At 34.1% G+C, this 26,592-nt stretch carries 14 protein-coding genes and 2 pseudogenes; 9 read left to right on the top strand and 7 right to left on the bottom strand.

Annotated features, from left to right (window positions below; genetic code table 11):
• Nucleotides 1-2: 2 nt before the first annotated feature.
• Both LAU42_RS10805 and LAU42_RS10800 read right to left on the bottom strand, forming a co-directional pair.
• The gene (locus LAU42_RS10805; RefSeq protein WP_224183556.1) at nt 3-977 is read right to left on the bottom strand and encodes a glycosyltransferase family 2 protein; all 975 of its coding nucleotides are present in this window, start codon (nt 975-977) and stop codon (nt 3-5) included.
• Entirely contained in the window at nt 967-3,039 is a 2,073-nt protein-coding gene (locus tag LAU42_RS10800) for a Mur ligase family protein (RefSeq protein ID WP_224183555.1), read from the bottom strand. Before LAU42_RS10800 ends, LAU42_RS10805 begins: the two co-directional genes overlap by 11 nt.
• Nucleotides 3,040-3,196: 157 nt before the next feature.
• Between LAU42_RS10800 and LAU42_RS10795 the strand changes: the two genes are divergently transcribed.
• The 7 genes and pseudogenes from LAU42_RS10795 (at nt 3,197) to gtfB (ending at nt 11,894) form a co-directional block, all read left to right on the top strand.
• Nucleotides 3,197-3,367, top strand: a complete 171-nt coding sequence (locus LAU42_RS10795; RefSeq protein WP_224183554.1) for a hypothetical protein — start codon at nt 3,197-3,199, stop codon at nt 3,365-3,367.
• 15 nt (nt 3,368-3,382) lie between these two features.
• Entirely contained in the window at nt 3,383-4,441 is a 1,059-nt protein-coding gene (locus LAU42_RS10790; RefSeq protein ID WP_103358547.1) for a D-alanine--D-alanine ligase family protein, read from the top strand.
• Between the two features lie 131 nt (nt 4,442-4,572).
• A pseudogene (locus LAU42_RS12025) lies at nt 4,573-5,712 on the top strand (Ig-like domain-containing protein); the annotation flags it as partial.
• 1,641 nt (nt 5,713-7,353) lie between these two features.
• Nucleotides 7,354-7,722, top strand: a pseudogene (locus tag LAU42_RS12020) (SdrD B-like domain-containing protein); the annotation flags it as partial.
• Between the two features lie 18 nt (nt 7,723-7,740).
• Nucleotides 7,741-8,979 (top strand): SdrD B-like domain-containing protein, encoded by a 1,239-nt coding sequence (locus LAU42_RS12015; protein WP_277602386.1) that lies wholly within the window; start codon nt 7,741-7,743, stop codon nt 8,977-8,979.
• A 100-nt stretch (nt 8,980-9,079) separates the two neighbouring features.
• Entirely contained in the window at nt 9,080-10,582 is a 1,503-nt protein-coding gene (gene gtfA / locus LAU42_RS10780) for an accessory Sec system glycosyltransferase GtfA (RefSeq protein WP_224183553.1), read from the top strand.
• Nucleotides 10,575-11,894, top strand: coding sequence for an accessory Sec system glycosylation chaperone GtfB (gene gtfB, locus LAU42_RS10775; RefSeq protein WP_224183552.1), 1,320 nt, complete (start codon nt 10,575-10,577; stop codon nt 11,892-11,894). Before gtfA ends, gtfB begins: the two co-directional genes overlap by 8 nt.
• 44 nt (nt 11,895-11,938) lie before the next feature.
• On the opposite strand, the gene LAU42_RS10770 is transcribed toward gtfB, so the two are convergent.
• The 4 genes from LAU42_RS10770 to LAU42_RS10755 all read right to left on the bottom strand — a co-directional run bounded on the left by LAU42_RS10770 (nt 11,939) and on the right by LAU42_RS10755 (nt 18,280).
• The gene (locus LAU42_RS10770) at nt 11,939-13,447 is read right to left on the bottom strand and encodes a glycosyltransferase (protein WP_224183551.1); all 1,509 of its coding nucleotides are present in this window, start codon (nt 13,445-13,447) and stop codon (nt 11,939-11,941) included.
• A gap of 101 nt (nt 13,448-13,548) precedes the next feature.
• The gene (locus LAU42_RS10765; protein ID WP_224183550.1) at nt 13,549-15,096 is read right to left on the bottom strand and encodes a M4 family metallopeptidase; all 1,548 of its coding nucleotides are present in this window, start codon (nt 15,094-15,096) and stop codon (nt 13,549-13,551) included.
• 27 nt (nt 15,097-15,123) lie between these two features.
• Nucleotides 15,124-16,656, bottom strand: a complete 1,533-nt coding sequence (locus tag LAU42_RS10760) for a M4 family metallopeptidase (RefSeq protein WP_224183549.1) — start codon at nt 16,654-16,656, stop codon at nt 15,124-15,126.
• 58 nt (nt 16,657-16,714) lie between these two features.
• A complete protein-coding gene (locus LAU42_RS10755) occupies nt 16,715-18,280 on the bottom strand; it encodes a M4 family metallopeptidase (RefSeq protein WP_224183548.1) in 1,566 nt (521 codons plus the stop codon).
• A 232-nt stretch (nt 18,281-18,512) separates the two neighbouring features.
• On the opposite strand from LAU42_RS10755, the gene LAU42_RS10750 reads away from it, so the two are divergent.
• The gene (locus LAU42_RS10750) at nt 18,513-22,817 is read left to right on the top strand and encodes an immunoglobulin-like domain-containing protein (RefSeq protein WP_224183547.1); all 4,305 of its coding nucleotides are present in this window, start codon (nt 18,513-18,515) and stop codon (nt 22,815-22,817) included.
• A gap of 392 nt (nt 22,818-23,209) precedes the next feature.
• Entirely contained in the window at nt 23,210-24,655 is a 1,446-nt protein-coding gene (nhaC, locus tag LAU42_RS10745) for a Na+/H+ antiporter NhaC (RefSeq protein ID WP_224183546.1), read from the top strand.
• 64 nt (nt 24,656-24,719) lie between these two features.
• Here the strand turns inward: nhaC and LAU42_RS10740 are convergent, their stop codons facing one another.
• Nucleotides 24,720-26,585 carry a M30 family zinc metallopeptidase gene (locus LAU42_RS10740; RefSeq protein ID WP_224183545.1) on the bottom strand — a complete coding sequence of 622 codons (1,866 nt, stop codon included), beginning with the start codon at nt 26,583-26,585 and terminating at the stop codon, nt 24,720-24,722.
• Between the last annotated feature and the right edge of the window lie 7 nt (nt 26,586-26,592).

Here is a 26,592-nt window from a genome sequence, read left to right as displayed (position 1 = left end):
CTTTATTCTTTAATATCATATTTACCTAGAAATAAATCATATATGAATGACTTTGAATTGTCGTCTAAGTATTTATTACTTAACATTTTTAATAAGTCAACTTTAGTCGTTTTAAAAAATTTAACTGGTGCATGTTTTCCGCGTTTAATAAGATTTGTATATCGATTTAAAAATATAGAAAGTAAATTCAATTTATCTTCGGTTGGCAAATCTAAAGATTGAATAAAATAGTAAACGGATAAATATATTTTTACGGCATCTCTTGGTGGAGCGCCGTTATTTGAGAGTGCAACTTCATCTTGTTGATCATAAAAGTAATAATTTTTTTTGTTTCCTAATATGGCGATATTATTAACCACGCTGTAGACTTTCATTGTGAACCAATTATCTTCACGTACCCTGATATCCTCAGGGAAATTGATTTTATATTCTTCAATTATCTCTTTTCTAATTAGTTTTCCAATAATATTTAAACTGTTGTATAACTTTGTATCTATGAAATTTAAGCCTATTTGAGTTTCAGTGTAATGAAAAGCAGAGCGACTAATTGAGCGAGTGCTGCCTTCCGCTCTAAAATAAGGTAAACAAATAAGTTCAACAGTATTATCCTTATCTGCTATTTTCATCGCATCACTTAAAGTATATGGTGTGATATAATCATCGGAGTCTATAAATAGTATCCATTCACCAATAGCATGCTGTAAACCGACATTTCTTGGTTTGGATGCACCTCCTGAATTTGATTCTAATTGAATTAAAGTGAAATTAGGGAATCGATCTTTAAATTTTAATATTTCTTCATATGAATTATCGCTAGAGTAATCATCAACTAGTATGAGTTCGATTTTATCTAAAGGATAATCAGTATCTAGCATTTTTTCAAGAGAATAATCAATTTTTTGAGCTCTATTATAAACAGGTATAATTATAGAAATAATAATATTGTTATTTGAGTAGTTAGTTTTATTAATCTTCATAGTTAACCTCGCAGTCATATTGGGCTAATATATTTTTTGCTTCTGATAAATTTTTAAAAGAGGTGAATAAAATCGTTCTACTTTCACCACGAATAAAGCCACTGTAATATGTTCTTCCAATTATAAATGAATTACTATATTTAAATAATTCAAATTTATAAACTTTATAAATTTTTAATAAGTCATTAACGGAAAAACTTTGTCTTTGCTTTCTCATAAATCGACCAGTTAAATTAATTGCAACTGAGTTATTTAGTCGGAGTTCAGAAATAATCGCGTTTTGGTAACTATCTCTTTGTCCAGATTTTGGGAACAAAATACTAGATAATTCATATGTAAGAGATGGGTGTGGTGACCTTGCCATCATCTTGATTAATGATTGTAAATCAGTTTCGTAACCTTCATAATATTGAGAATCATTAGAAGCCCAATTTTTCATTTTTACTTTAATGTTGTCAGTAGGAAAATCTGAGGAATAAATGAAATTTATTAATGGGCCAATACCTTCTATCGTTTGTGAGTTTAGTATGTTTTGTTGTTCAATGACATCATTGCTGTCATTATCTATAATAAGATATGACTTTCCTTTTGAGCTCATGTAGTTAAACAAAGGAAGAGTACTTTTACTCTTAGGGTATTTTTTTAGTTCGTCTGGTAACTCGCGAGCGATTTTGGGGAACTCAGTTCCTCCAGCTGAAGATTTTAGTAGAACAAATGAATCTTCATTTAATAAATATTTTAAATCTTCTTTTAATAAATCTGAGTTTGGATACCATGTTATGTTTTTATTTTTAATTTTCTTTACAACTGAACCTAATTCATCATCAAGGCATAAAATATAATCAGCTTTGGAATTTTCTAAAATTGGAATAAGTTCTTCGTGAACTTCTTTTGATTTATGACCTAAATCATTTATTTTTCCAATTGCAATAATCTTATTGCCACTAAAATACTTTGCTTGAGTATTGAATGCTTTAATAGCATTTACCATAGCTGGAAGAGATGCGTTATGTGTATCGTCTAACAATGTTAAAGTGTGAGTAGGTGTTTTTACTTCCTTCATATTTAAAACTCTTATAAATGGTTTGAAATTTTGAAAGTACTCAGGATGAAAGTCTATATTTAATATATGTAAACATACTATTACTGCTAAAGAGTTAGAAACCATACCTTCACTTATTGTGTGTATCTCATATTCATACTCTGTCTCATCAATTACTGCCTTGACCAAAGTTTTACCTTTTAAATATTCTATGTGCTGTATGGTTAAATCAGCAGAATCATCTGTCATGCTATATGTAAAAACCTTTTTTGTGTTATTATATGCTTTTTCAATTAATAATTCTGAATATAAAGTATCCTTATTTATAATTGCTATACCATTTTCTGATAGGCCATCAAAAATTCTGCTTTTAAGTAAAGCGATGTCTTTTATACTTTTGAAAGTTGAAAAGTGTGCAGCACCAATTCCGGTTACTACTGCGATATCAGGTTTTAAGTCAATTGCTGAATTGCCACGGTGATTAATTGCATTAAGAGAAGTTTCTAAAATAGCAAATTGTTGATTCTTTATTAATTTACACATATTTGCATATATTGCAGCACGAATATTGTTGTTTCCACGGTTTTGCAAAGCAGTGTATCCATTTAGCATAGTTCTTAATAATATGCGTGTAGAACTCTTACCCATAGAACCTGTTATTGAAATGATTGGATTTTTATATTCATTTCTAATATGAATAGCTAATTTCTTTAAAGAATCTACAGTATCCTCAACAATAATTTGAGGTGTCTTATATTTTAAATCAGGTATATATATTTCGGTAATAATCAATCCGATATTTGGGTTTTCTTTATCTATGAAATAATTTCCGTGAGGTGCACTTTTATCTCTACCCAATTGTCGCCACCAAGTTTCAGGGTTTGCTGATATATATGCTGTTTCTTGATTGCTTACAAATCTATACATTGTTTCAAAATCATTAATTGGGTTGTTTTCTTTACCATAGGCATCTTTTAAATCACCGCTAATTATATGGTTTATTTCATTAATTGTTAACAAGTATAACACTCCTAATTCATTGTTAAAATAATTATATCATTTTTAAGAGAAATGTTCCTTAATTTTTAGATAATACATTTCAATGATTATCTAAAGATAATTAATGTTTGAATTGAAAATATGATATAATTATGATATTTACAAAGAAGGTGTCAAAATGGATAATAAAAAACTTGAAGAAATTAATCGTGAGATTGAAGAAGAATTGTTGGATGACAAAAATTATGTAGAGAAAACGAAAAAAAAGGGATATTTAAGTATACAATTTTGGATTTTTTTCATTATATTAATAATGATAGTTGGAAAAGTTATAGCGCACATCATTTAATTGAAAATGTAGGGAGTGGTTTGTTTGAAGATAGCATTATTATATGGTGGAAAGTCAACAGAACATGAAATCTCAATTCGTTCAGCAGCTAGTGTATACAACGCAATTGATAAAGATAAACATGAGGTTGTATTAATTTATATCAACAAAAATGGAAATTGGTTGATTGGTAATGAACAAGCACTGATGAATAAAGAAGTGATAAATGAAGAAGGTACTAAAGAAGTTTATTTAATACCTAATGGTCAATTTCATTCTGAAGATTCGACTGTTAAGGACATTGATGTAGTATTGCCAATTCTACATGGGAAAAATGGTGAAGATGGCACAGTTCAAGGTTTATTAGAAATTTGTAATATACCTTATGTTGGATGCGGACTATTAAGCTCAGCAATGTGTATGGATAAGGATGTTACAAAACGCATGCTTACTACAGCAGGATTAGATGTTGCAAAAGGGATAACACTTCATAAACATAAGTATAAAGAACAACTTGCTTCTACAAACTTTAAATTCGATTACCCGATATTTATTAAACCAGCAAACCAAGGATCATCAGTTGGCGTTTCAAAAGTTGAGCATGAAGGTGATTTTATTTCAGCGCTTGAATATGGATTTAAGTATGATTCTAAAGTGCTTGTAGAGAATGGTGTTGTAGGTAGAGAATTGGAAGTTGCGGTAATAGGAAATGAAACAATTATTACGAGTGAGCCTGGAGAAGTAATTGTAAATGAAGATTTTTATTCATATGAAAATAAGTACATTGATGAAGATGGAGCGACTATTAGTATTCCGGCAGAAATGTCAGAAGAACAGAAAACGTTAGTAAGAGAAGTGGCATCAAGAGCTTATGAGGCTTTAGACTGTAAAGGTTTAGCAAGAGTAGATGTGTTTTTAACAGAAGATAATCAAATAATAATAAATGAGATTAATACATTGCCAGGATTTACGAGTATCAGTATGTTTCCTAAGCTATTTGAAGTGAGTGGAATACCATATTCTGAGCTAATTGAGAAATTGTTAATTTTGGCTAAAGATATTTATGAGAAGAAACAAAAATATCAAAAGGTTTGATGTAATATTTGTAAAAAATAAACGAAAATATTTTATTTATTGATGTTTTGATGATATAATAAGAAACGTAATACTATAATTAGTGTAATTTATATATTCAATTACCTAAATTTTAATTTTTGGAGGAAAATATGAAGAAAAAAAACAATGGAAGAATGGACTTCTTATCAAACAAATTAAACAAATATTCAATTAGGAAGTTCACAGTAGGGACGTCGTCGATTTTAATTGGATCATTAATTTTCTTAGGTAATCCAACTGATGTTGAAGCAGAAGAAACAAAGCAATCAACATCAACTACAGAAACAGCTAAAGCACCACCTACTACCGAATTACCAACAACAGAAGTACCAACAACTGAGGCACCGACTACAGAGGAACCAACAACTGAGGCACCGACTACAGAGGAACCAACAACTGAAGCTCCAACAACTGAGGCACCGACTACAGAGGAGCCAACAACTGAAGCACCGACTACAGAGGAACCAACAACTGAAGCACCGACAACAGAGGAACCAACAACTGAAGCTCCGACTACAGAGGAACCAACAACTGAAGCTCCGACTACAGAGGAACCAACAACTGAAAAACCTGTTTCTGAAATAACTGTTAAAGAAGCAGTTACGAACGTAGAGAAAGCTTCGACAGTTCAAGAGCGTGAAGCTTTATTGACTTCATATGTTGCAGAAGCTACAGGAACTAGTGAAGAAGCTGCAAAGGCTAATTTATCATCATTAAATCTTGACTATGCTAACCTTACTAATGAAGAAGTATTAGCTGCTCTATTAGCAGCAGTAGCTAATGAACAAGATAAGAATTCAGTTGTAGCAACACCAACAAATATCACATTTAATAGAAGTATGATGGAAAATATTAGTCTTGCTTCAAGTAAAGACTTACTGACAACTTCCGTTTTAAAAACAGCTGATGTTAGTAATTCAGTTAAAAATATTAGCTTATCATTGGTTGATGGCCAAACTTATAATATCGACCAAGCACCATACTTTAACTTTACATTTGACTTTGAACAAGCAAATGTTGCGAGTGGAGATACTTTAACTTTCAAACTATCAGATAATATAAATCCTTATGGTGTGACAAGTTCAGAGGTTTTCTTCCCAGATTTAAAACTTCAAAATGGTGAAACAATCGCAACTGGAGTTTATGATAAAGCAACAAACTCTATTGTATATACATTTAATGATAATGTATCAGGTTTGGAAAATATAAAAGCTAGTGGAGCAACAAGTATATTCTTTGATGAGAGAGTTATCACAGATGATACACAAAATGTAGTTATTACAGTGTCATCTGGGACTACTAGTGACACAAATACAGTTAATATAGTTTATGATAAAGGAAATACAGACTATTCAGATCATCCAGCAGATAGAGGGACTCCATATACGGTTGATGCAAGAGTTATTGAAGTTGATAAAGTTGCAAGTACTGCCAAATATGTAACTATTGTCAATCCGACAGACGAAAACTTTGCACAAAGTGCTAATAAATATCAAACTGTTATTTCAAATGCAACACCAACTGAAGCACAAAATTCGGGAATTACTGACATAACTAATTTAGCACAAGTAGATTTAGCAAATAGTAATTATAAGATTTACAAAGTTAATAATACAGATGCATTAACTCCTAATATGACAACAGATTACGCTGCTGACACTACTAATTTCACTGATATCACTAGCCAATTTACTGCGGTAGTACAAGGGGATGACTTAGTCTTTGACTATGGCGGTAGTGGTGACGTTGGAGCGTATGTTATAGTTCTGGAAGGAAACTATACACAAGGTGGAGACACAGTAGCACTTAAATCTACGTTTGGTAAATATGACCCGTATAGTGGAAGAATGACGGATGGATCAGCTTATGTTTTCGGTACTGTTTTTTCAGACAACGTGGCAGTAGCAATTGGTGATGATACTGATTCTGATGCAGATAGCGACTCGGATTCAGATAGCGATTCAGACTCAGATTCAGATAGCGACTCGGATTCAGACAGCGATTCAGACAGCGATTCAGACTCAGATAGTGATTCAGACTCAGATAGTGACTCAGATTCAGACAGCGACTCAGATTCAGATAGCGACTCGGATTCAGACAGCGATTCAGACTCAGATAGTGACTCAGACTCAGATAGCGACTCGGATTCAGACAGCGACTCAGATTCAGATAGCGACTCAGATTCAGATAGCGACTCAGACTCAGATAGTGACTCGGATTCAGACAGCGACTCAGACTCAGATAGTGACTCGGATTCAGACAGCGACTCAGACTCAGATAGCGACTCAGATTCAGATAGCGATTCAGACTCAGATAGTGACTCAGATTCAGACAGCGACTCAGATTCAGACAGCGACTCAGACTCAGATAGCGACTCAGATTCAGATAGCGATTCAGACTCAGATAGTGACTCAGACTCAGATAGCGACTCGGATTCAGATAGCGACTCAGATTCAGACAGCGACTCAGATTCAGATAGCGACTCAGATTCAGATAGCGACTCGGATTCAGATAGCGACTCAGATTCAGACAGCGACTCAGACTCAGATAGCGACTCGGATTCAGACAGCGACTCAGACTCAGATAGCGACTCAGATTCAGACAGCGATTCAGACTCAGATAGCGACTCAGACTCAGATAGCGACTCAGATTCAGATAGTGACTCAGATTCAGACAGCGACTCAGATAGCGACTCAGACTCAGATAGCGACTCAGATTCAGACAGCGACTCAGACTCAGATAGCGACTCGGATTCAGATAGCGACTCAGATTCAGACAGCGACTCAGATTCAGACAGCGACTCAGATTCAGACAGCGACTCAGATTCAGATAGCGACTCAGATTCAGATAGCGACTCGGATTCAGATAGCGACTCAGATTCAGACAGCGACTCAGATTCAGATAGCGACTCAGACTCAGACAGCGATGCAGACGCTGACAAAGATCAACTATATGATATCGGAGATAAAGTATGGTTTGATGAAGATAAAGACGGTATCCAGGATGCGAATGAATCAGGAATTGAAGGTGTTACAGTAACATTAACGAAACCAGACTCAGATAGCGACTCGGATTCAGATAGCGACTCAGATTCAGACAGCGACTCAGATTCAGACAGCGACTCAGATTCAGACAGCGACTCAGATTCAGATAGCGACTCAGATTCAGATAGCGACTCGGATTCAGATAGCGACTCAGATTCAGACAGCGACTCAGATTCAGATAGCGACTCAGACTCAGACAGCGATGCAGACGCTGACAAAGATCAACTATATGATATCGGAGATAAAGTATGGTTTGATGAAGATAAAGACGGTATCCAGGATGCGAATGAATCAGGAATTGAAGGTGTTACAGTAACATTAACGAAACCAGATGGTACAACAGTAACGACAACAACAGACGCGAATGGTAACTATATCTTTGAAGACCTACCAAATGGTGATTACGTTGTAACGTTTGAAACACCAGACGGCTATAACGGTCCAACAGTAGTCAACACAGGTGATGACGCATTAGATTCAGATGGTCAAGTTGTAAACGTAACAATTCAAGACGCAGATGACATGACAATCGACAGCGGCTTCATCAAAGTTAAAGTCGGCGACACAGTATGGGAAGATACAAATAAAGACGGTGTTCAAGACGAAGGTGAACCAGGAATTCCAGGTGTGGAAGTAACAATCACGTATCCAGATGGAACAACAGAAACAGTTGTAACAGATGAAAACGGATACTATGAATTCCCGAACGTACCAAACGGAGAAAGCACGATTGAATTCAAGACACCAGATGGTTATATCCCAACAACAGAGAATGTTGGCGATGATACGAAGGATTCAGATGGAACGAAGGTAACGGTAAACGTTGACGGTAAGGATGATCCGACAATCGACAGTGGTTTCATCAAAGAAACACCTGTATATGATCTAGGAGACAAAGTATGGTTCGACGAAGATAAAGACGGTATCCAGGATGCGAATGAATCAGGAATCGAAGGTGTTACAGTAACATTAACGAAACCAGATGGTACAACAGTAACGACAACAACAGACGCGAATGGTAACTATATCTTTGAAGACCTACCAAATGGTGATTACGTTGTAACGTTTGAAACACCAGCTGGAATGGATCCAACGAAAGTAAACGTTGGAGACGATGCACTTGATTCAGATGGAACGAGCGTAAAAGTAACAATTAAAGACGCGGACAACATGACAATCGATTCAGGATTTGTGGTTAAAGAAATTCCATCTGAACCAGGTAAAGAAATTCCATCTGAACCAGGTAAGGAAATTCCATCTGAGCCAGGTAAGGAAATTCCATCTGAGCCAGGTAAGGAAATTCCATCTGAGCCAGGTAAGGAAATTCCATCTGAACCAGGTAAAAAAGATACACCAACACCAGGTAAAGAAGTGAAAGAATTACCTAATACAGGTGAAGCAAATAATAGTGGTATCCCAGCAGCATTATTAGCTGGATTAGGTGGATTACTATTATTTAGAAGAAAGAAATAATATAAGTATGAAAAAGTAGCTATATAAATAGCTACTTTTTTCTTTATTTGATGATTAATTTCTATATAATTATAGATAGTAATTAACAAAGGAGATAAATATGATAATATACAATTTGAATATGGGAATAGGTTGGGCGAGTAGTGGTGTAGAATATGCTCAAAAATACAGAGCAGAGCTGCTTAGAAAATCTGAAATTCCTTTCAAAAATATATTTCTGGACTTTATTAGTTTAGAAAACATTCAAACACTAACTGAAAATATGGGGTATAAAGACGAGGAAGTCATATGGCTATATCAATATTTCACGGATATTAAAATTGCACCAACTACTTATACTATTGAACAGTTCCAACAAAGTCTGAAAAATCCAGTTCAAAAAATAGAGAAAATGGATAAAAACTTTATTTTGCGATTAGATGGAGAGCAAAACTATATTAAATGTTTTATGAAGAAAAAAGGTGAGCCTTATATAGATAGAGCAGAATATGTAGTAGGTGGTAAAGTTATAAAAAAAGATGTATTTACCTATACAAAGCTATACTCAGAATATTATGCTCCTGAAAATAATAAAGCTAAAAGATATATGAGAGAGTTTTATAATGAAGATGGGACAGTTGCATATACAGAATATATGGAAGATCAAAACATTTTTAAATTCGATAACAAGGTATTATATAGTAAGAATGAATTTATTATATACTTTCTTGAACAGCTAAATTTAACAAAAAATGATATCTTCTTAATAGATAGGTCTACAAAAATTGCAGCTGATATATTAAAAGCTACAAGTGATACAAATGTAGGCGTAGTTATACATGCTGAACACTATAATGAAGGCTTAACAAACGATAATCATATCTTATGGAATAATCATTATGATTATTTATTATCACATAGTCATCTCTTAGATTTTATTGTTGTCTCTACTGATACCCAAAATGAAATACTAAAAAAACAATTAAAAAAGTATTATAATGCAAAGCCAAATATTTATACAATACCTGTAGGTTCCTTGAAAGACTTGAAGGAGAATTTGAAAACACCATTTACAGCTATGACAGCATCAAGATTAGCACAAGAAAAACATATTGACTGGCTTATAAGTGCAGTAGTGAAAGCAAAGAAAGAAATACCAGAATTACAATTTGATATTTATGGTGAAGGTGGCGAAAGAAACAAACTTACAGCGCTTATTAAGAAATATAATGCGCATGACTATATAAAGTTAAAAGGGCATAAAAAACTAAATAATATTTATAAAAATTATAGATTGTTTTTATCAGCTTCAACAAGTGAAGGTTTTGGATTAACACTAATGGAAGCAGTAGGTAGTGGATTAGGAATGATTGGATTTGATGTGAATTATGGCAATCCTACATTTATTGTCGATAATAAAAATGGATACAAAATTCCCTTTGATATATCAGATCAGGACTTTGAAAAAGTTTCAAATGCATTATCTGACGCAATTATAAAGTTTTATAAAAATAAAAATAATATTGATTTCCATCAAAACTCATTAGGGATTGCGAGAAATTATTTAGAAAACGAGACTATAATAAAGTGGAATCAGTTGATAGATGAGGTGCTACATGATTAACTTGTTTGAATACTATGGTGCGAATGAACAATTAATTGTATCAACACTAGAAAAGTCAAATATTGAACATCAAACTATAGTTTTAGAAGATGATGGATTTGTTCCGACAAATATGGTGACACCATATAGATATTTTGCTAAAAATGAAGTAGTTGAACGTAAAGGCATGTTTTTCAACGAAGTACCTATTCCTGAATATTGGTTTATATACGGTGATAACAATAGTGCTAAAGTATATGAAGGCAATGAAGAACGCGCAAAAATTATATATGAAAAAGGTGTTGGACTTAGAATCGTTAAAGCTGTTGAATGGTTTGATAAATCTGGCAATTTAGTTTGGATTGATCATTATGATATGTACGGCAAAAAGTTTGCAGAAACTTTATACAATAAACAACGTAAACGAGTGATGAAAAGATATTTTTCACATGATGGTAAAGAATTATACTCGAGAAACTTTATAACAAATGATGTTTTATTGAATACTGATGGAAATCAACATATATTTAATAGTTACTATTCATTTCTTAATTACTTCTACAGCCAGCTAAATATAACTAATAAAGAAATATTAGTAAATTCATTAAGTACGCCTCTCGTCTCGATATATAATATTAATCCGGATAAAAGGAAATATATCGTTTGGCAAGAACATATCAGTGAAGAATTACCTGGGAACATGCAAGAGATTCTGAAAAATAATGGTAGAAAATTTAGCTTGCTCATACCAGATAATAATGAGTATGAAAAAATTAAAGCATTATCAAGAAATAGTGATAAAGTGTTAAAGTTTGGTTATATATTAAAAACTTTTAAAGAAGTAAAAAAGACAAATCAACTATTAATATTAACTAATTCAGATAGAATCAATAATATACAACATTTGGTAGATGTATTAGAGGGTGTTACGATAAATATTGTTGCTTTAACAGAAATGTCACCAAAACTATTACAGTTAGGACAATATAAAAATGTAAAACTGTTTCCAAATGCACGTCCGGATATAATCAAGAAATTATATGGTGCAAGTGATATCTATTTGGATATCAATCAAGGTAATGAAATTATGAATGCTGTAAGAATGGCATTCGATTTTAATTTATTAATATTTGGTAATGATAATACGTTACATAATAAGAAATTTATTAATAAAGAAAATGTATATAAAGAGAAAGACATTAATGCTCTGATTAAAGCTATCGAAGAAGTATTAAAGGATGAGAGTAAATTGAAGCAATCAGTAATAGAACAACGAGTTGCTTCAAATATTGTAAATGAAAATGAAGTGAAGCAAATCTTTAATAAAGCATAATTAAAAGCCCTAGAGAATAATTCTCTAGGGCTTTTAAGTTTAGTTTAATGATTTAATAAGGCTTTCCACTTTATAATGACTTGATCTTCATAATATTTAGCAATTGATTCTGGACATTGCTCAAAGTAACGTTGTTGTTTATCAATATCAAGTAAAAATGCTTTTAATTGCTCATAATATTCATCTAAATTATTATATTCGATTAAATTGCCGTTTACATTATCAATAATTATTTCATTTGGACCGTACTTTATATCATACGAAAACACTGGCGTACAATGTGCAATAGACTCTAGAATTGACAATGCAAATCCTTCAGAGCAACTCGTCACTAAGCTAGCAATAGCTCTCTTATAGACATCTGTAGTATTATTTGTGTAACCTTTAAGCTGAATATAATCTTGTGCACCAAGTTCATTAATTAAATCATTGAGATATTGATGCTGGGAACCGAAACCATACAAATCCAAAGTGACATCTTCTATGTCATCGTGAAGTCGATGTACTATTCTGATTTGGTCTTCTAACTGTTTTCCTTCAACATATCTGGAAGTAGAAATAAAGCGATTCGCCTTTTTTCGATGTAATTCAGTAACAATTTCTTCTGGATTGATATATCCAACTGGGATATGATGAATATCAATTTTTGATAAGTTACTGCGTTCTTCAATAAAAGCATGTATATCATCTTTTTGATGTTGTGTTGATGTAATTAATGCATCGAATTTATCTAGGTTTTCGAATAATTGAGCATATGGCCATTTAACACGAACATGTTCGGGATTAATTTCACCGAGATGCTGCATATGAATAACCACTGCTGCTTTAGGTATGTTTTTTTTCATATTTAAGTATGCAGGAACGATTTCAAGAGGCCTGTCTATAATAAAGTAATCATCTTCTGGATTTGTAATTAGTTCTAGAAAGTGTGCTACAAGTTCACTCTCGCTATCAAAACGATCATATAGTCCGAATTTGTTTTTGAGTAATATAATTGTTGGTGTTAAGTCTTTCTCTTTATGTCTATAATATTTTTCGATGACTTTTTCACCGTCAGGTGTAAAGATTTCTTGATATACAGTATTGTTTCCATAAGCATAATGAGAAATAGAACTTAGAAATCCACGTATATCATACTCCTCATGTTTAACAAAGTGATTTAGTCTATTAAAATGATTAATAAACATAGGTGAAGTTAAACTATCATCGAAGAAACGTGCATATATAACCATTTGTCCATTATATTTTACTTTAACATCGATTTTATTTTTTAAAACTTCAACTTGATAACTTTTTTCATTTTTCCAGTATGAAATGAAATCGAACTGATTGTATGACTTTATGTATTTCGTTTTTTGAAAGTAGTCATACATATTGATTATATCGTTTTCTAATCCGTGTTGTTTTGCGAATTGATAGCCGAGGTGATGATATTGAGTTGTAATAATTTTTGCATGTAATCCATATTTCTGAAACAACTTTAATCTATTATACTGAGCACGATCAACACCCGTGATATTTTGTGGAATAGCAATACCTAAGAAATAGTACATAATTATCTCCTTAATATATTAATTTAATATATTTTAATATATTTTAACATTATTTATAAAAATAAACGAACTATAAAATTTATAGTTCGTTTATCGAGTATTTAGTAAATACCTACTTTATTCCATCCACGATTAATCTTTTGAGCATCCTCTTCAGTGTATAAATCACGAGCAGCACGCATTAAAGCTTGTTTTGCATCAGTGAATTGAATCCAAGGCGTGAAGTAGTTAGTAAGCGCTCTGTAATAGATTTTCTCCGCTTTCTTAACATCAAGTTGTTCGTCATGAATCGTGTAGTATAAAGCTTTGTTAAGGATTGTAGCATTAATGTGAACACCGCCCCAGTCCTCTTCCTCAGTATCAGCTAAGAAATCCCAGTATTCATCCATATGACCAGGTCTATTCTGTGCTTCAGGGTTATCAAAGTTTCTTAATCCACCATCATTAGGAATCTTTGGAGTATAAATGTCTTCAGCGATAGAAAAATCTTCTGGATCTACGAAGAAACCAAATGCATCTGCAACGTGTTCATCTAAAGCACCAGACTGTGTATGGTATTCAAGTTTAGCAGTTGCACCAGTAACAGCATGTGTTAATTCATGCGCTGTAATATCAAGCGAAGCTGATAATGGACCGAATTTTTCACCATCACCATCACCATAAATCATCGCTTTACCAGTCCAGGCAGCGTTATTATAGTTTGAATCATAATTTACGATTGTATATATAGGAGCTCCATTACCATCATATGACTCACGACCATGAACATTTTTATAGTAGTCATATACTTTTCTTGAGTAGTACGCAGCATCTACTGCAGGTCTTTGCGCAAAGTCTCTTAAATACTTATCAGTATCTGTTACATCTTTTGTAGTTGTTGTCGTGTGAGCAGCAGAATAAGTCTCTAACTTAGTAGGTTGAGAGTAGTCTGCTAAGTAATAAATACCACCATCTTCTACAAGACCAACAGGTTTATAGGCACCATTAACACCGATACCACGCCCGACATAATTCGTCATTGAACGTAATTTGTTTTGTTTTTTAATGATTTGTCCAGTTTGAGCATCTACTGTAATGAACCAGTTTGCAGGTTCTGGTGAAGTATATGATAAGTTGATTTGATATACATACTTTTTATCTTCAGCAGAAACATATAGTTTAGCTTCATTAATAGGAGAACTTTTGTCGATATTAGATACTTTAACTTGTGATGTACCAATTGCATTAAATGCGTTAGCAATCGCAGCTTCTTTATTGATCTTAACTTGGTTTGTTGGAACAATGTTTTCCTGATCAATATTACCATTAACCATGACAACTTTACCGTTTTTGTTTACGTGAACTTTAACGACTTGACTTAATACTTCAACGTTATTAACTTTTGGTATTAATGTATAGTGCTTGAAGCCTTTTTCGTCTGTTGAGACTTCTTTCACTACATATTTATCAAGATTTTCAACAATTGCATATTTCTTTGGAAGTTGTTTTAAAGCTTTCTTAATATCTTGTTTAGATGTAACGGTCTGTTTGACAGTACCGTTAAATGTTTTGTTTGTTTCTGTAATATCTTCTTTTGCAAATGCAGTATTTGTCAATAATCCTGTTGATAGTACAACACCACTAATAATTGATAGTTTAATATTTTTCATAATTACTCCTTTTAATATATAAATAGATTAGATTGAATCTTCAATGCCTACGTTATCAAAAGCACGTTTTACTTTTTGAGCGTCTTCTTCAGTGTATAAGTCACGTGTTGAACGAATTAGTGCTTGTTTTAAGTCGACAAATTTCGCAGTACCTGTTAAATAATTACTTATTGTTCGATAATAAATTTGTTCTACTTTATAAATCGGTAACCCTTCTTCGCCAATCATATTATATAATGCTTTATTAAGTATTCCTGAATTATAATGAACTCCACCTTTATCGCCTTCTGTTGTGTTAGGTAAGTATAAATAATAACGCATATGGTCTGGTTGAGAAGGAATAGAGATAGAAGGGTCCATAATATTTCTTAAAGCGTCGCCATTAGTTCCTGGCGTGTAAACTTTCTCGCCTATTTGCCAATCTGGTTCAATAAAGTAAGCGAAAGCATCACTTAAATGTTCACTAATTGCACCAGGTTGGTTTTGATAAACTAAACCTGCTTCAGCATCTGTAATAGCATGTGTAAATTCATGTGCCACGATATCTAAACTGCCTGCAAGTGGATTGAATTTAATGCCGTCACCGTCACCATAGTACATTGCTGTTCCATTCCAGAAAGCATTATTATGGTCGGTTCTATGATGTACTACATTTAAAATTGTTTTACCGTAGTTATCAAAGGAATCTCTACCATGAACTTTATTATAATAGTCATAAACTTTGTTGATGTAGAAATGTGCATCTACACCAGACTTTTGGTTTGCATCTTTGAAAATTTTATCTGTATCTGTCATAAGAATACGATCTACACGGTTTGTATGTAAACCATCGAATGTCTCAATTGTTGTATTATTTTTTTTGTTTCTTAGACCGAAAGTGCCATTTGACTGCTGCTCTAATAATAATGGTTTAAAAGCACCATCATTACCAATACCACGACCAGTAGTTACGTGTGAAAGTAAATCATTTTTCTCTACAATATTACCTGTAGCTGCATCAACTTGTATATTCCAATGTGAAACAACAGGATTAGCTGTAGAGATACGAATATCATAAACATATAATTGTTTATCTGCGTTGATTGATAATTCGTTTTTTAAGACAGGGTTAACACCATTAGGGTTACTTGCTAAAGAGTGTTTAATGCCAACTGCAGCAAAAGCTTTGGGTAAAGCTTGTTGTTGTGTTAAAGTTACATTATTTTTAGGTTGAAGAGAAGGCTTATTTAATTCACCGTTTATTAATACAACTTTACCATTGTTATCAATGTGAACTTTGACTTCTCTGTTTAATGCTTTTACATTATTGTATTTCGGAATAAGCGTATAATGTTTATAGCCTTTATTGTCCGTTTCTACTTTTTGTACATGAAATTGATCTGAATATTTTTCGATTTCAAATTTACCAGGTAGGTTCTCTAATAGTTTCTTAGCTTGGGTTTGCGTTGAAATATTGACTTCACCTAAAGATTTTTTTGTAATAGTATCAGCTTGCGCATCTGCTGCAAAAGCTGATGTTAGTATTGCTGTTGTAATTAAAACTGTTGAAAATTTCTTCATACATATCTCCTTTTAACATAGATAAAAGGTTGACATAAAGCTGTCAACCTTAAGTGTATTAATAAACGCCTACTGCGTCCCAAGCTCTCTTGATTTGTTGTTCTTCAGTTGTACCATATAAATCTCTTGCAGCACGCATTAAAGCAGCTTTACAATCTTTAAATTGTGAATATGGTGTCAAGTATTCTACTAATGTTTTGTAATAAATATGTTGTGCTTTATCTGCTGATAAACCTTCAACTGCAATAACATTGTAGAATGCTTTATTAGGAATACCTGAGTTCCAGTGAACGGCACCGAAGTCACCATCTTCTGTATTTGGCCAAATGAAACGTTTAGAGTAGTGAGAAGGTTGTCCGTATTTCTCAGGATTATCGAATGAACGTAAAGCATCACCTGGAGTATTTGGAGTATAAGCATCTTCACCCATTAACCAATCTGGATCAAGGAAGTATGCCATAACATCAGAGAAACTCTCATTTAATGCGCCTGGTTCATAAGCGTACTCTAAACCTGCTGTGTTAAATGTAATTGCATGTGTAAGTTCATGAGCTACAATATCGTTTGCTTGTGAAAGAGGGCCAAATTCTCTACCGTCTCCGTCACCATATACCATTGCTTCTCCAGTCCAGAATGCATTGTTTTCTTTGTACTTGTAGTGAACCATAGAATATAATGGCGCACCGTTTCCATCATAAGATTCACGTCCGTGAACATCTTTGTAGTATTTATAAGTTTGATTAGCGTAATAATGAGCGTCTACAGCTGGTTTTAAGTTTTCACTTCTGAAAATTGTGCTATCGCTCGACATTACTTGCCAGCGCTGAACATCAGTACTGAATAAATCATATGTTTCCATTAATGTAGGATTTGTTTGGTCACTTAACCAGAAACGATTATCTACATTAGATTTGAAAATCTTAAGTGGTCTGTACATTCCTTTCGTGCTTACACCACGGCCCGCAGCTGGTGTACCGTCGTTTCCGATTGCGCTATCTGAAGGTGCAAAGTTTTCAGATTCTGCAAGGTTACGTTTATAAAGTATTTCTCCTGTTTGTGCATCAACTTTTACATCCCAAGTTTCAATGCGAGGTGATACGTAAATGATACGAATGTTGTAAATATATTTGTTAAGGATAGGGTCAATAACTAAGTTATTGAACTTAACGACATCCTTGTTTTTGAAGTTTTTAACTTCGCTTTGTTTGAAGTCTGTTACAGTAAATGCTTTCGTCACTGCATCCACCTTAGAAAGTGTAACAGTATTTGTTGGTACTAGTTTCTTTTGGTTAAGTTCACCGTTAATAAATGTTACGTTACCTTTAGCATCTGTATGAACTTTGATTTCAGAGTTTAAAGCTTTAACTCCATTAACATGAGGAACTAAAGTATAATGTTTAAAACCTTTTTTGTCTTTTTTAGTTTCTACAATCTTATATTGATCTAAATTAGCTTTAACATTCTTATTAATTGGACTCATCTTTAATGCGGGTTTAATGTCTTGCGTACTAGTAATAGTTTTAACTTCCGAAAGTGACTTTTGAGGAATGCTTTCTGCATTAGCTTGTGAAGCAAGAGCGATAGTAAGTAATAAAGCGGATGGTAATATTAAATTTTTTTTCATATTTAACTCCTAAATAGTATTTATTGAATCTATAATTGGACAATAACACGCATTTATATATTAGTCAACATAATATGTAAAATTCTTTGATTTTTCATAATTACATTGAAAATATTGTATTTTTTCGTTATAATTATGTTGATTTATCATGATAAAAATTAATTTTTTATACCTTTTTCTTAAAAAGTGTCAAATGATACCATCAAAAAATATGTAAGGAGCTTAACATTAAATGAAAAAAAATAAAGGAAATAAGAAGTTTTCTCTTGCCAATCCATCTTTAGTATTAGGAACGATGATTTTAGTTGGAGGGATTTCACCAGTTGCAGCAAATATTAGCCCAGTATATGCGGCAGAAGGCGATGTTGTTACTAACTCAGAAGCGGTATGTAAATTAAATGGATCATCTCAAGTTACTGATGTGGATTACACAGCTGGTACTTATACACAATATGTTTATGTAAATACGGATCGCGAATCTTTAAATGATCTGCTTCTATTTATAGAAGCAAATGTTGTTGATGATTCAAGTGTTATTATTCAAGATGCAACAACAACGAAAGTAGAGATTTACGCAGACCCAAACAATACATTAGTACCAGGGCAGCCGGTTGATTACTCACAATTAACACAACAATTAACACCTGTTGACTACTACGCTGAGATGAATCAATTAGGAGTTAACTTTGGCAACGTTAACACTGGTTATTTATTAAAAATTGATGGTACATTTGATACTTCTTCAATATATGATCTTGTAATTAAAACGATGCTTGTTGGAACTGACGGAGCAGGTGTTGATTGTCAAATCGACTTAGATAATGTGGTACCGAAAGAAGCACCAACAACAGAAGCACCAACAACAGAAGCGCCAACAACAGAAGCACCAACAACAGAAGCACCAACAACAGAAGCACCGACAACAGAAGCGCCTACAACAGAAGCACCGACAACAGAAGCGCCAACAACAGAAGCACCGACAACAGAAGCACCAACGACGGAAGCACCGACAACAGAAGCACCAACGACGGAAGCACCGACAACAGAAGCACCAACTCCGGATGAGCCACCAACAATCGTAAATACTGGTAACAACGAATTAGTAGTTGGAGATTCATTTGATCCAATGGCTGATGTTATTGCTATGGATAAAGAAGATGGAGATATCACTTCAGATATTATTGTTGAAAGTAATAATGTTGATACAAGTGTACCTGGTACATACCAAGTTATTTATAAAGTAACTGACTCTAAAGGAAATACATTTACATTCACGCGTAATATCCTTGTAAAAGCTCAAGTTGCTCCAAATGAAGTGCCGACAATTACTTCTGCTGGATCAAATAATATCGTTGAAGGTGAAGCATTTGATCCGATGGCTGATGTAACTGCATCAGATGCAGAGGATGGAGATTTAACTTCAGAAATCAAAATCGTAAGTAATAACGTGGATACTTCAACCCCTGGAACGTATGAAATTGTTTACCAAGTAACTGATTCACAAGGAAACACAATGACTTTAACAAGAAGTATCATTGTTTCTCCAAGTACAGTATCTAACAATGTACCTAAAATTACTTCTGCTGGATCTAACAACTTGATGAAGGGTGAAGCATTTGATCCGATGGCTGATGTAACTGCATCAGACGTAGAAGATGGAGATTTAACTTCAAGTATTGAAATCGTTAGCAACAATGTTGATACTGCTATTCCTGGAACATATGAAATTGTTTACCGTGTAACTGATTCTGATGGCAACACGTTTGATTTAACTAGAAACATACTAGTATCAGAAGCGCCGACGACGGATGAGCCACCAACAATCGTAAATACTGGTAACAACGAATTAGTAGTTGGAGATTCATTTGATCCAATGGCTGATGTTATTGCTATGGATAAAGAAGATGGAGATATCACTTCAGATATTATTGTTGAAAGCAATAATGTTGATACAAGTGTACCTGGTACATACCAAGTTATTTATAAAGTAACTGACTCTAAAGGAAATACATTTACATTCACGCGTAATATCCTTGTAAAAGCGCAAGTTGCTCCAAATGAAGTGCCGACAATTACTTCTGCTGGATCAAATAATATCGTTGAAGGTGAAGCATTTGATCCGATGGCTGATGTAACTGCATCAGATGCAGAGGATGGAGATTTAACTTCAGAAATCAAAATCGTAAGTAATAACGTGGATACTTCAACCCCTGGAACGTATGAAATTGTTTACCAAGTAACTGATTCACAAGGAAACACAATGACTTTAACAAGAAGTATCATTGTTTCTCCAAGTACAGTATCTAACAATGTACCTAAAATTACTTCTGCTGGATCTAACAACTTGATGAAGGGTGAAGCATTTGATCCGATGGCTGATGTAACTGCATCAGACGTAGAAGATGGAGATTTAACTTCAAGTATTGAAATCGTTAGCAACAATGTTGATACTGCTATTCCTGGAACATATGAAATTGTTTACCGTGTAACTGATTCTGATGGCAACACGTTTGATTTAACTAGAAACATACTAGTATCAGAAGCGCCAACAACAGAAGAACCAACAACAGAAGAACCAACAACAGAAGAACCAACAACAGAAGCACCAACAACAGAAGTACCGACAACAGAAGTACCAACAACAGAAGTACCGACAACAGAAGTACCGACAACAGAAGTGCCAACAACAGAAGTGCCAACAACAGAAGTACCAACAACAGAAGTGCCAACAACAGAAGAACCAACAACAGAAGTACCAACAACAGAAGTGCCAACAACAGAAGTACCGACAACAGAAGTGCCGACAACAGAAGTGCCGACAACGGAAATGCCATTACCAACAACAGAAGTGCCAACAACGGAAATGCCATTACCAACAACAGAAGCGCCGACAACGGAAATGCCATTACCAACAACAGAAGCGCCAACAACGGAAATGCCATTACCAACAACAGAAGCGCCGACAACGGAAATGCCATTACCAACAACAGAAGCGCCGACGACGGAAATGCCATTACCAACAACAGAAGCGCCGACGACGGAAATGCCATTACCAACAACAGAAGCGCCAACAACGGAAATGCCATTACCAACAACAGAAGTGCCAACAACGGAAATGCCATTACCAACAACAGAAGCGCCAACAACAGAAGTGCCAACAACAGAAGTACCAACAACAGAAGCACCAACAACAGAAGTGCCAACAACAGAAGCACCAACAACAGAAGCACCAACGACAGAAGCGCCAACTGATGCAGCACCTGTAATTAAATCAACAGCTTCTAACAATTTAATTGTGGGAGATACATTTGACCCATTAGACGGTATGGTTGCTACGGATCCTGAAGATGGAGATTTAACTTCTAATATCGAAGTAATAAGTAATAATGTTGATACAAGTGTTCCGGGAACATATCAAGTAATTTACAAAGTATTTGATTCAAAAGGAAACTCATTTACATTTACACGTAACTTATTAGTATCAGCACAAAATACACCGAATGAAATTCCAACAATTACATCAACTGGATCAAACAATGTTGTAATTGGTTCGGAATTTGATCCTATGGCTAATGTAACTGCTATGGATAAAGAAGACGGAGACTTAACTTCAAAGATTACAATTGTTTCAAATAACGTTGATACATCTAAGCCAGGAACGTATCAAGTAGTGTATAGAGTAACTGATTCAAATGGCAGCACAATGACATTTACACGAAATATTTTAGTATCTGAACAAGCTGGTACTAATAATGTTCCAGTAATTACTTCAGCAAATTCAAATAAATTTAATGTTGGAGATAAATTCGATCCATTATTAGGTGTTGAAGCGACAGACGCAGAAGATGGGAATATCACTAGTGATATTGAAATCACAAGCAATAATGTAGATACTTCTAAAGCAGGAAATTATCAAGTTGTATACAAAGTTGTAGATTCTGATGGCAATACATTTACATTTACAAGAAATATTTTAGTTGTAGAACCAACAGAAGCGCCAACTACGGAAGCGCCAACGACAGAAGCACCGACTACAGAAGCGCCAACAACAGAAGTGCCAACGACAGAAGATCCGACGACGGAAGCGCCAACAACGGAAGCGCCAACGACGGAAGTGCCAACGACAGAAGCACCAACGACGGAAGCGCCAACAACAGAAGCATCGACTACAGAAGCACCAACGACAGAAGCACCAACAACAGAAGAGCCAACAACAGAAACACCAAATAAAACTAGCAATGACAAATCTAGCGGTAATAAATCAACAGATGGTAAATCAACAGATGGTAAATCAACAGATGGTAAATCAACAGATGATAAATCAACTGATAGTAATACAAATGAAGTAATTATCAAAGATAGTAATAACAACTCAACATCGACAACTACTTCAAATGATCAAGTTACAAAAGATAAAGTATCTGAACAAAACGATGCATTACCTTTAACAGGTGAGCAACGTAACGGTTTACTTGCTGGTGCTGGTATCATGAGCTTACTAGTTGGATTATATTTAACAACTAGAAAAGGTAAATAGTTGTTCAAGACATAATACATGAATTAAATGAATGTTTATGTTAATATAACTTTAAACTAAAAGGAAAGTGGGGATGAAGTTATGACGAACAATAAAGGAACTATTTCTGGAAGTGTTAAAGATTTAACTAAATCAACAGTAAAAGGTCAAGTTACTGACAAAACTGAAAGCAAAAAAGAAGATAAGAAAGAAAAATAATTCTAATCTTATAACCTCGATTTTATAGAGTAAATACCTCGTCTTAGATTATTAAGGCGAGGTTTTTTTATGTTTTTTTCTCTATTATATTGAAGAAATTATGAAGTTATTCGAAAATTCAGTATAGATTTTTGTGCATTTATACATTAAAATATAAAAAGTAAGCGATTTCATTTATAAGGGGAGAATGAAACATGTCAAAAGAAAAGAAGGTTATTGAGAGAAAGGACATTAATGTCTTCTGGGCGCTCGTCCCATTAATGATTATGATTATATGTATGTTGTTCTGGGTTGTAAAACTTAAACAAGCACCGCATATCCCGTTAATGATTGGAACAGCGGTAGCAGCAATTGTTGCGCATCGTCACGGTTTTACTTGGGAGCAGATTGAAGAAATGATGTACCGTGGTATAAAGATGGCATTACCTGCAATTGTTATTATTATTTTAGTTGGTCTTGTAATCGGTGCGTGGATTGGTGGCGGTATTGTTGCAACGATGATTTATTACGGACTTAAAATGATATCACCAGCAATGTTTTTAGTAACAATCTGTTTAATATGTGGTATCGTCGCACTTGCTATCGGTTCAAGCTGGTCTACGATGGCGACTGTTGGGGTTGCTGGTATGGGGATTGGATTAAGTATGGATATTCCAGCAGGTATGATTGCTGGTGCTGTAATTTCTGGTAGTTACTTCGGAGACAAGATGAGCCCGTTATCTGATACTACAAACTTAGCATCTGGTTTAACAGGTACAGATTTATTCGATCATATTAAACATATGTTCTTTACTACAATTCCTGGATTAATCATTGCGTTAACTGCTTACTTCTTTATCGGTCGACAGTTTAGTGGTGGTCATTTAGATACGACTAAAATTGATTCGATTACAAAAGCAATGGAAGCGCAGTTCACATTATCACCATGGCTATTGTTAGTACCTGTAGCGGTTATTGTCCTTGTAGCGCTTAAAGTACCTGCAGTACCTGCGCTTGTTGTCGGTATTATATTAGGTTCTGGGTGTCAATTCTTTGTTCAGGGAGATAGTTTACAAGTCATAGCAAAAACACTACAAGAAGGTTATGTTATGAAGTCTGAAAATGCCCTTGTAACGGAGTTATTCAACAAGGGGGGTCTAGAATCGATGTTCTTTACGATTTCGATGACTATTGTTGCGATGACATTTGGTGGAATTTTAGAGTTCAGTGGTATGTTAGAAGCATTAATTTCGAAGATATTATTAGTTGCAAAATCTACGGGAAGTTTAATTGCAGCGACATTAGCAAGTTGTTTCACTGTAAATGCGACATGTTCAGAGCAATATATCAGTATCGTAGTACCTAGTCGTATGTTTTTAAAAGCATTTATTGATAAAGGTTTACATCCGAAAAACTTATCTCGCTGTTTAGAAGATGGTGGTACACTTACAAGTGTATTTGTACCGTGGAATACATGTGGAGTATTCATTTTAGCAACACTAGGTGTGCATGTATTTGACTATGCACCATATGCCATTTTAAATTTTGTTGTACCAATTATTTCACTTATATACGGTTATACAGGATTTAAGATTGTAAAGATTAATAAAGAGGAGCAAGAAGAGTTCTTGCGTCAACAAGTTCAGCCGGCTGAATTATAGAACGCAAAATACCGAGTGCATTATGAATGCACTCGGTATTTATATTGCAATTAAATGTTACAAATTAGTCGGGAACGACTTCATAACGAATATCTTCACCTTTATTTCTAGGTGCTTGGAATAAACTCACATCATCTGTTCTTAAAGCAACAGATGCTTGTGGATATAATCCACGAGGAATTGAGTTAGCATATGGTGTTTTAATATACTGGAACTCAGATTCATTACCTAGGCTATATTGACCAGATTTATCTTTTTTGATTAAGGCAATACGGAAATCAGTCATAAATTGACCTACAGATTTAGTAGGGCTTACATATTTATGAATAACGTGTTGTAAAGCATCAGTTGTATCACCGTCATAAGCGATAACTTCTTTGTAAATCTTATCGCCGATACCTGCTTGTTCATTTAAGTATTGACCAAATAAGTATGAAAGTGAGTAGTTTGATAATGTATCACCAGCGTTTGTCCAGTATGTTAATGAATGACCGTTCTGGATTGAACGTGAATTGTTATAGTAATCAATACGGTCCTGGATAGGTCCATTATAAATGTGTTCTGCAGCCATTGAGAATGCTTCATTTAAGTAAGTATCCATGCCGCTAGATTGTTCGATATGCTTTGCATTGAAGTTAACCATGTGCTGGAACTCGTGTGCAACTGTTGAGTAAATTTTAGTGATATCTTTAGGCGCATTTGCAGGGTATCCCATTGACGGATAAGTATCCATGTAGAAGATTTCCATTTTGTTAGATCCACGCATTTCTGGTTTTAAATCACGCCCATGGAAGTAACCACCAACGTAACCGTTAGAAGTTACACCAAATCCATCTTTAATATCAAATAATAAAATGTTAACTTTGCCGTTACCATCTAAATCTGATTCTTCACCAAAGTTTTCATGAATTAATGGTGCGATGTTATTATCGAATTCACGACCTAATTTCTCAGCATCTGCTCTTGTTACGTTAGGATCTGCAACCCAAACTAAAGCTTTAGAACCTTTATACTGTAAAGTTGCTCTAGTATATTCGTCTCTTTCTGAGTTTCCTTCCATATTAACTGTGATAAATGACTTTTGATCGCCAATCTCATATTTAGAAATTGAAGGCATAATACTAGTGTTTGGTCTTAAGTTTCTAGTGTTTAGTTCTTCTTCAGTCAATTCAAAGTTTTTATCAATCATCATCGGTTTAGATGACTTGAATGATTTTAAACTTTGTTGAATGAAACTCTCATCATATGAAGAGAAACCAGTTGGTTGTTTTGAATAGTATGGTGACATACTCTCATTGTTCACAACGATAGAGCCTGGGCCATCCTTTGGTGTTTCGTTTGTTGGTTCTTCAGTAGTCGGTGCTTCATTCGTTGGGCCTTCAGTAGTCGGTACTTCTGTTGTTGGTTCTTCAGTAGAAGGTACTTCAGGAATGTCGATTTGTTCTGTTAATTTTACTTTGAATTTTTTAGTTAAGTAGCTGTTGAAATCGTCTTGTTTATTTGAAGCACCAAAATCAAGGTAGATATAGCCGTCATTTTTCTTGATTTGTGCTGTATCTAGAGTAATTTCAATAGATTTTGAGTTAACGTACTTTACATTTTCACTGAAACTATCGACTTTATTTAAGTCGTTTGAATATGTATAAACGTTTGTGTTTAAAAATCCTTCTTTAATGATAGAACGTGAACTATAATTAAATAATAGTTTAACTTTATTATCTTCAATTGAAACATCTTTAAACGTTAAATTATGTTTCTCACGAAGACCATCTAATACAGTGAAAGATTGTCCGCTAACGAGTTCAGAGTAGCTATTCGTAACTTCAGAACTTGTAACAGCGTGCGCAACTTGATTTTCAAAAGATACGCTAGTAAATAATAAAGATGATGCAACAAAGATACTACTTAGTGCTTTTGTAGTTTTTTTCAAATCAATA

The organism is Macrococcus armenti (genome assembly GCF_020097135.1).
In the GTDB taxonomy this organism is placed as follows: domain Bacteria; phylum Bacillota; class Bacilli; order Staphylococcales; family Staphylococcaceae; genus Macrococcoides; species Macrococcoides armenti.
Note: the sequence above shows the minus strand (reverse complement) of the source record. Positions and strands in the feature narration are given on the sequence as shown.

Excerpts from the sequence above, each read along its gene's own strand:
- gtfB (WP_224183552.1), top strand. The coding sequence starts at position 10,575 with ATGATTAACTTGTTTGAATACTATGGTGCGAATGAACAATTAATTGTA.
- LAU42_RS10805 (WP_224183556.1), bottom strand. The coding sequence starts at position 977 with ATGAAGATTAATAAAACTAACTACTCAAATAACAATATTATTATTTCT.
- LAU42_RS10770 (WP_224183551.1), bottom strand. The coding sequence starts at position 13,447 with ATGTACTATTTCTTAGGTATTGCTATTCCACAAAATATCACGGGTGTT.
- LAU42_RS10750 (WP_224183547.1), top strand. The coding sequence starts at position 18,513 with ATGAAAAAAAATAAAGGAAATAAGAAGTTTTCTCTTGCCAATCCATCT.
- LAU42_RS10795 (WP_224183554.1), top strand. The coding sequence starts at position 3,197 with ATGGATAATAAAAAACTTGAAGAAATTAATCGTGAGATTGAAGAAGAA.
- LAU42_RS10760 (WP_224183549.1), bottom strand. The coding sequence starts at position 16,656 with ATGAAGAAATTTTCAACAGTTTTAATTACAACAGCAATACTAACATCA.
- LAU42_RS10755 (WP_224183548.1), bottom strand. The coding sequence starts at position 18,280 with ATGAAAAAAAATTTAATATTACCATCCGCTTTATTACTTACTATCGCT.
- gtfA (WP_224183553.1), top strand. The coding sequence starts at position 9,080 with ATGATAATATACAATTTGAATATGGGAATAGGTTGGGCGAGTAGTGGT.
- LAU42_RS10765 (WP_224183550.1), bottom strand. The coding sequence starts at position 15,096 with ATGAAAAATATTAAACTATCAATTATTAGTGGTGTTGTACTATCAACA.
- nhaC (WP_224183546.1), top strand. The coding sequence starts at position 23,210 with ATGTCAAAAGAAAAGAAGGTTATTGAGAGAAAGGACATTAATGTCTTC.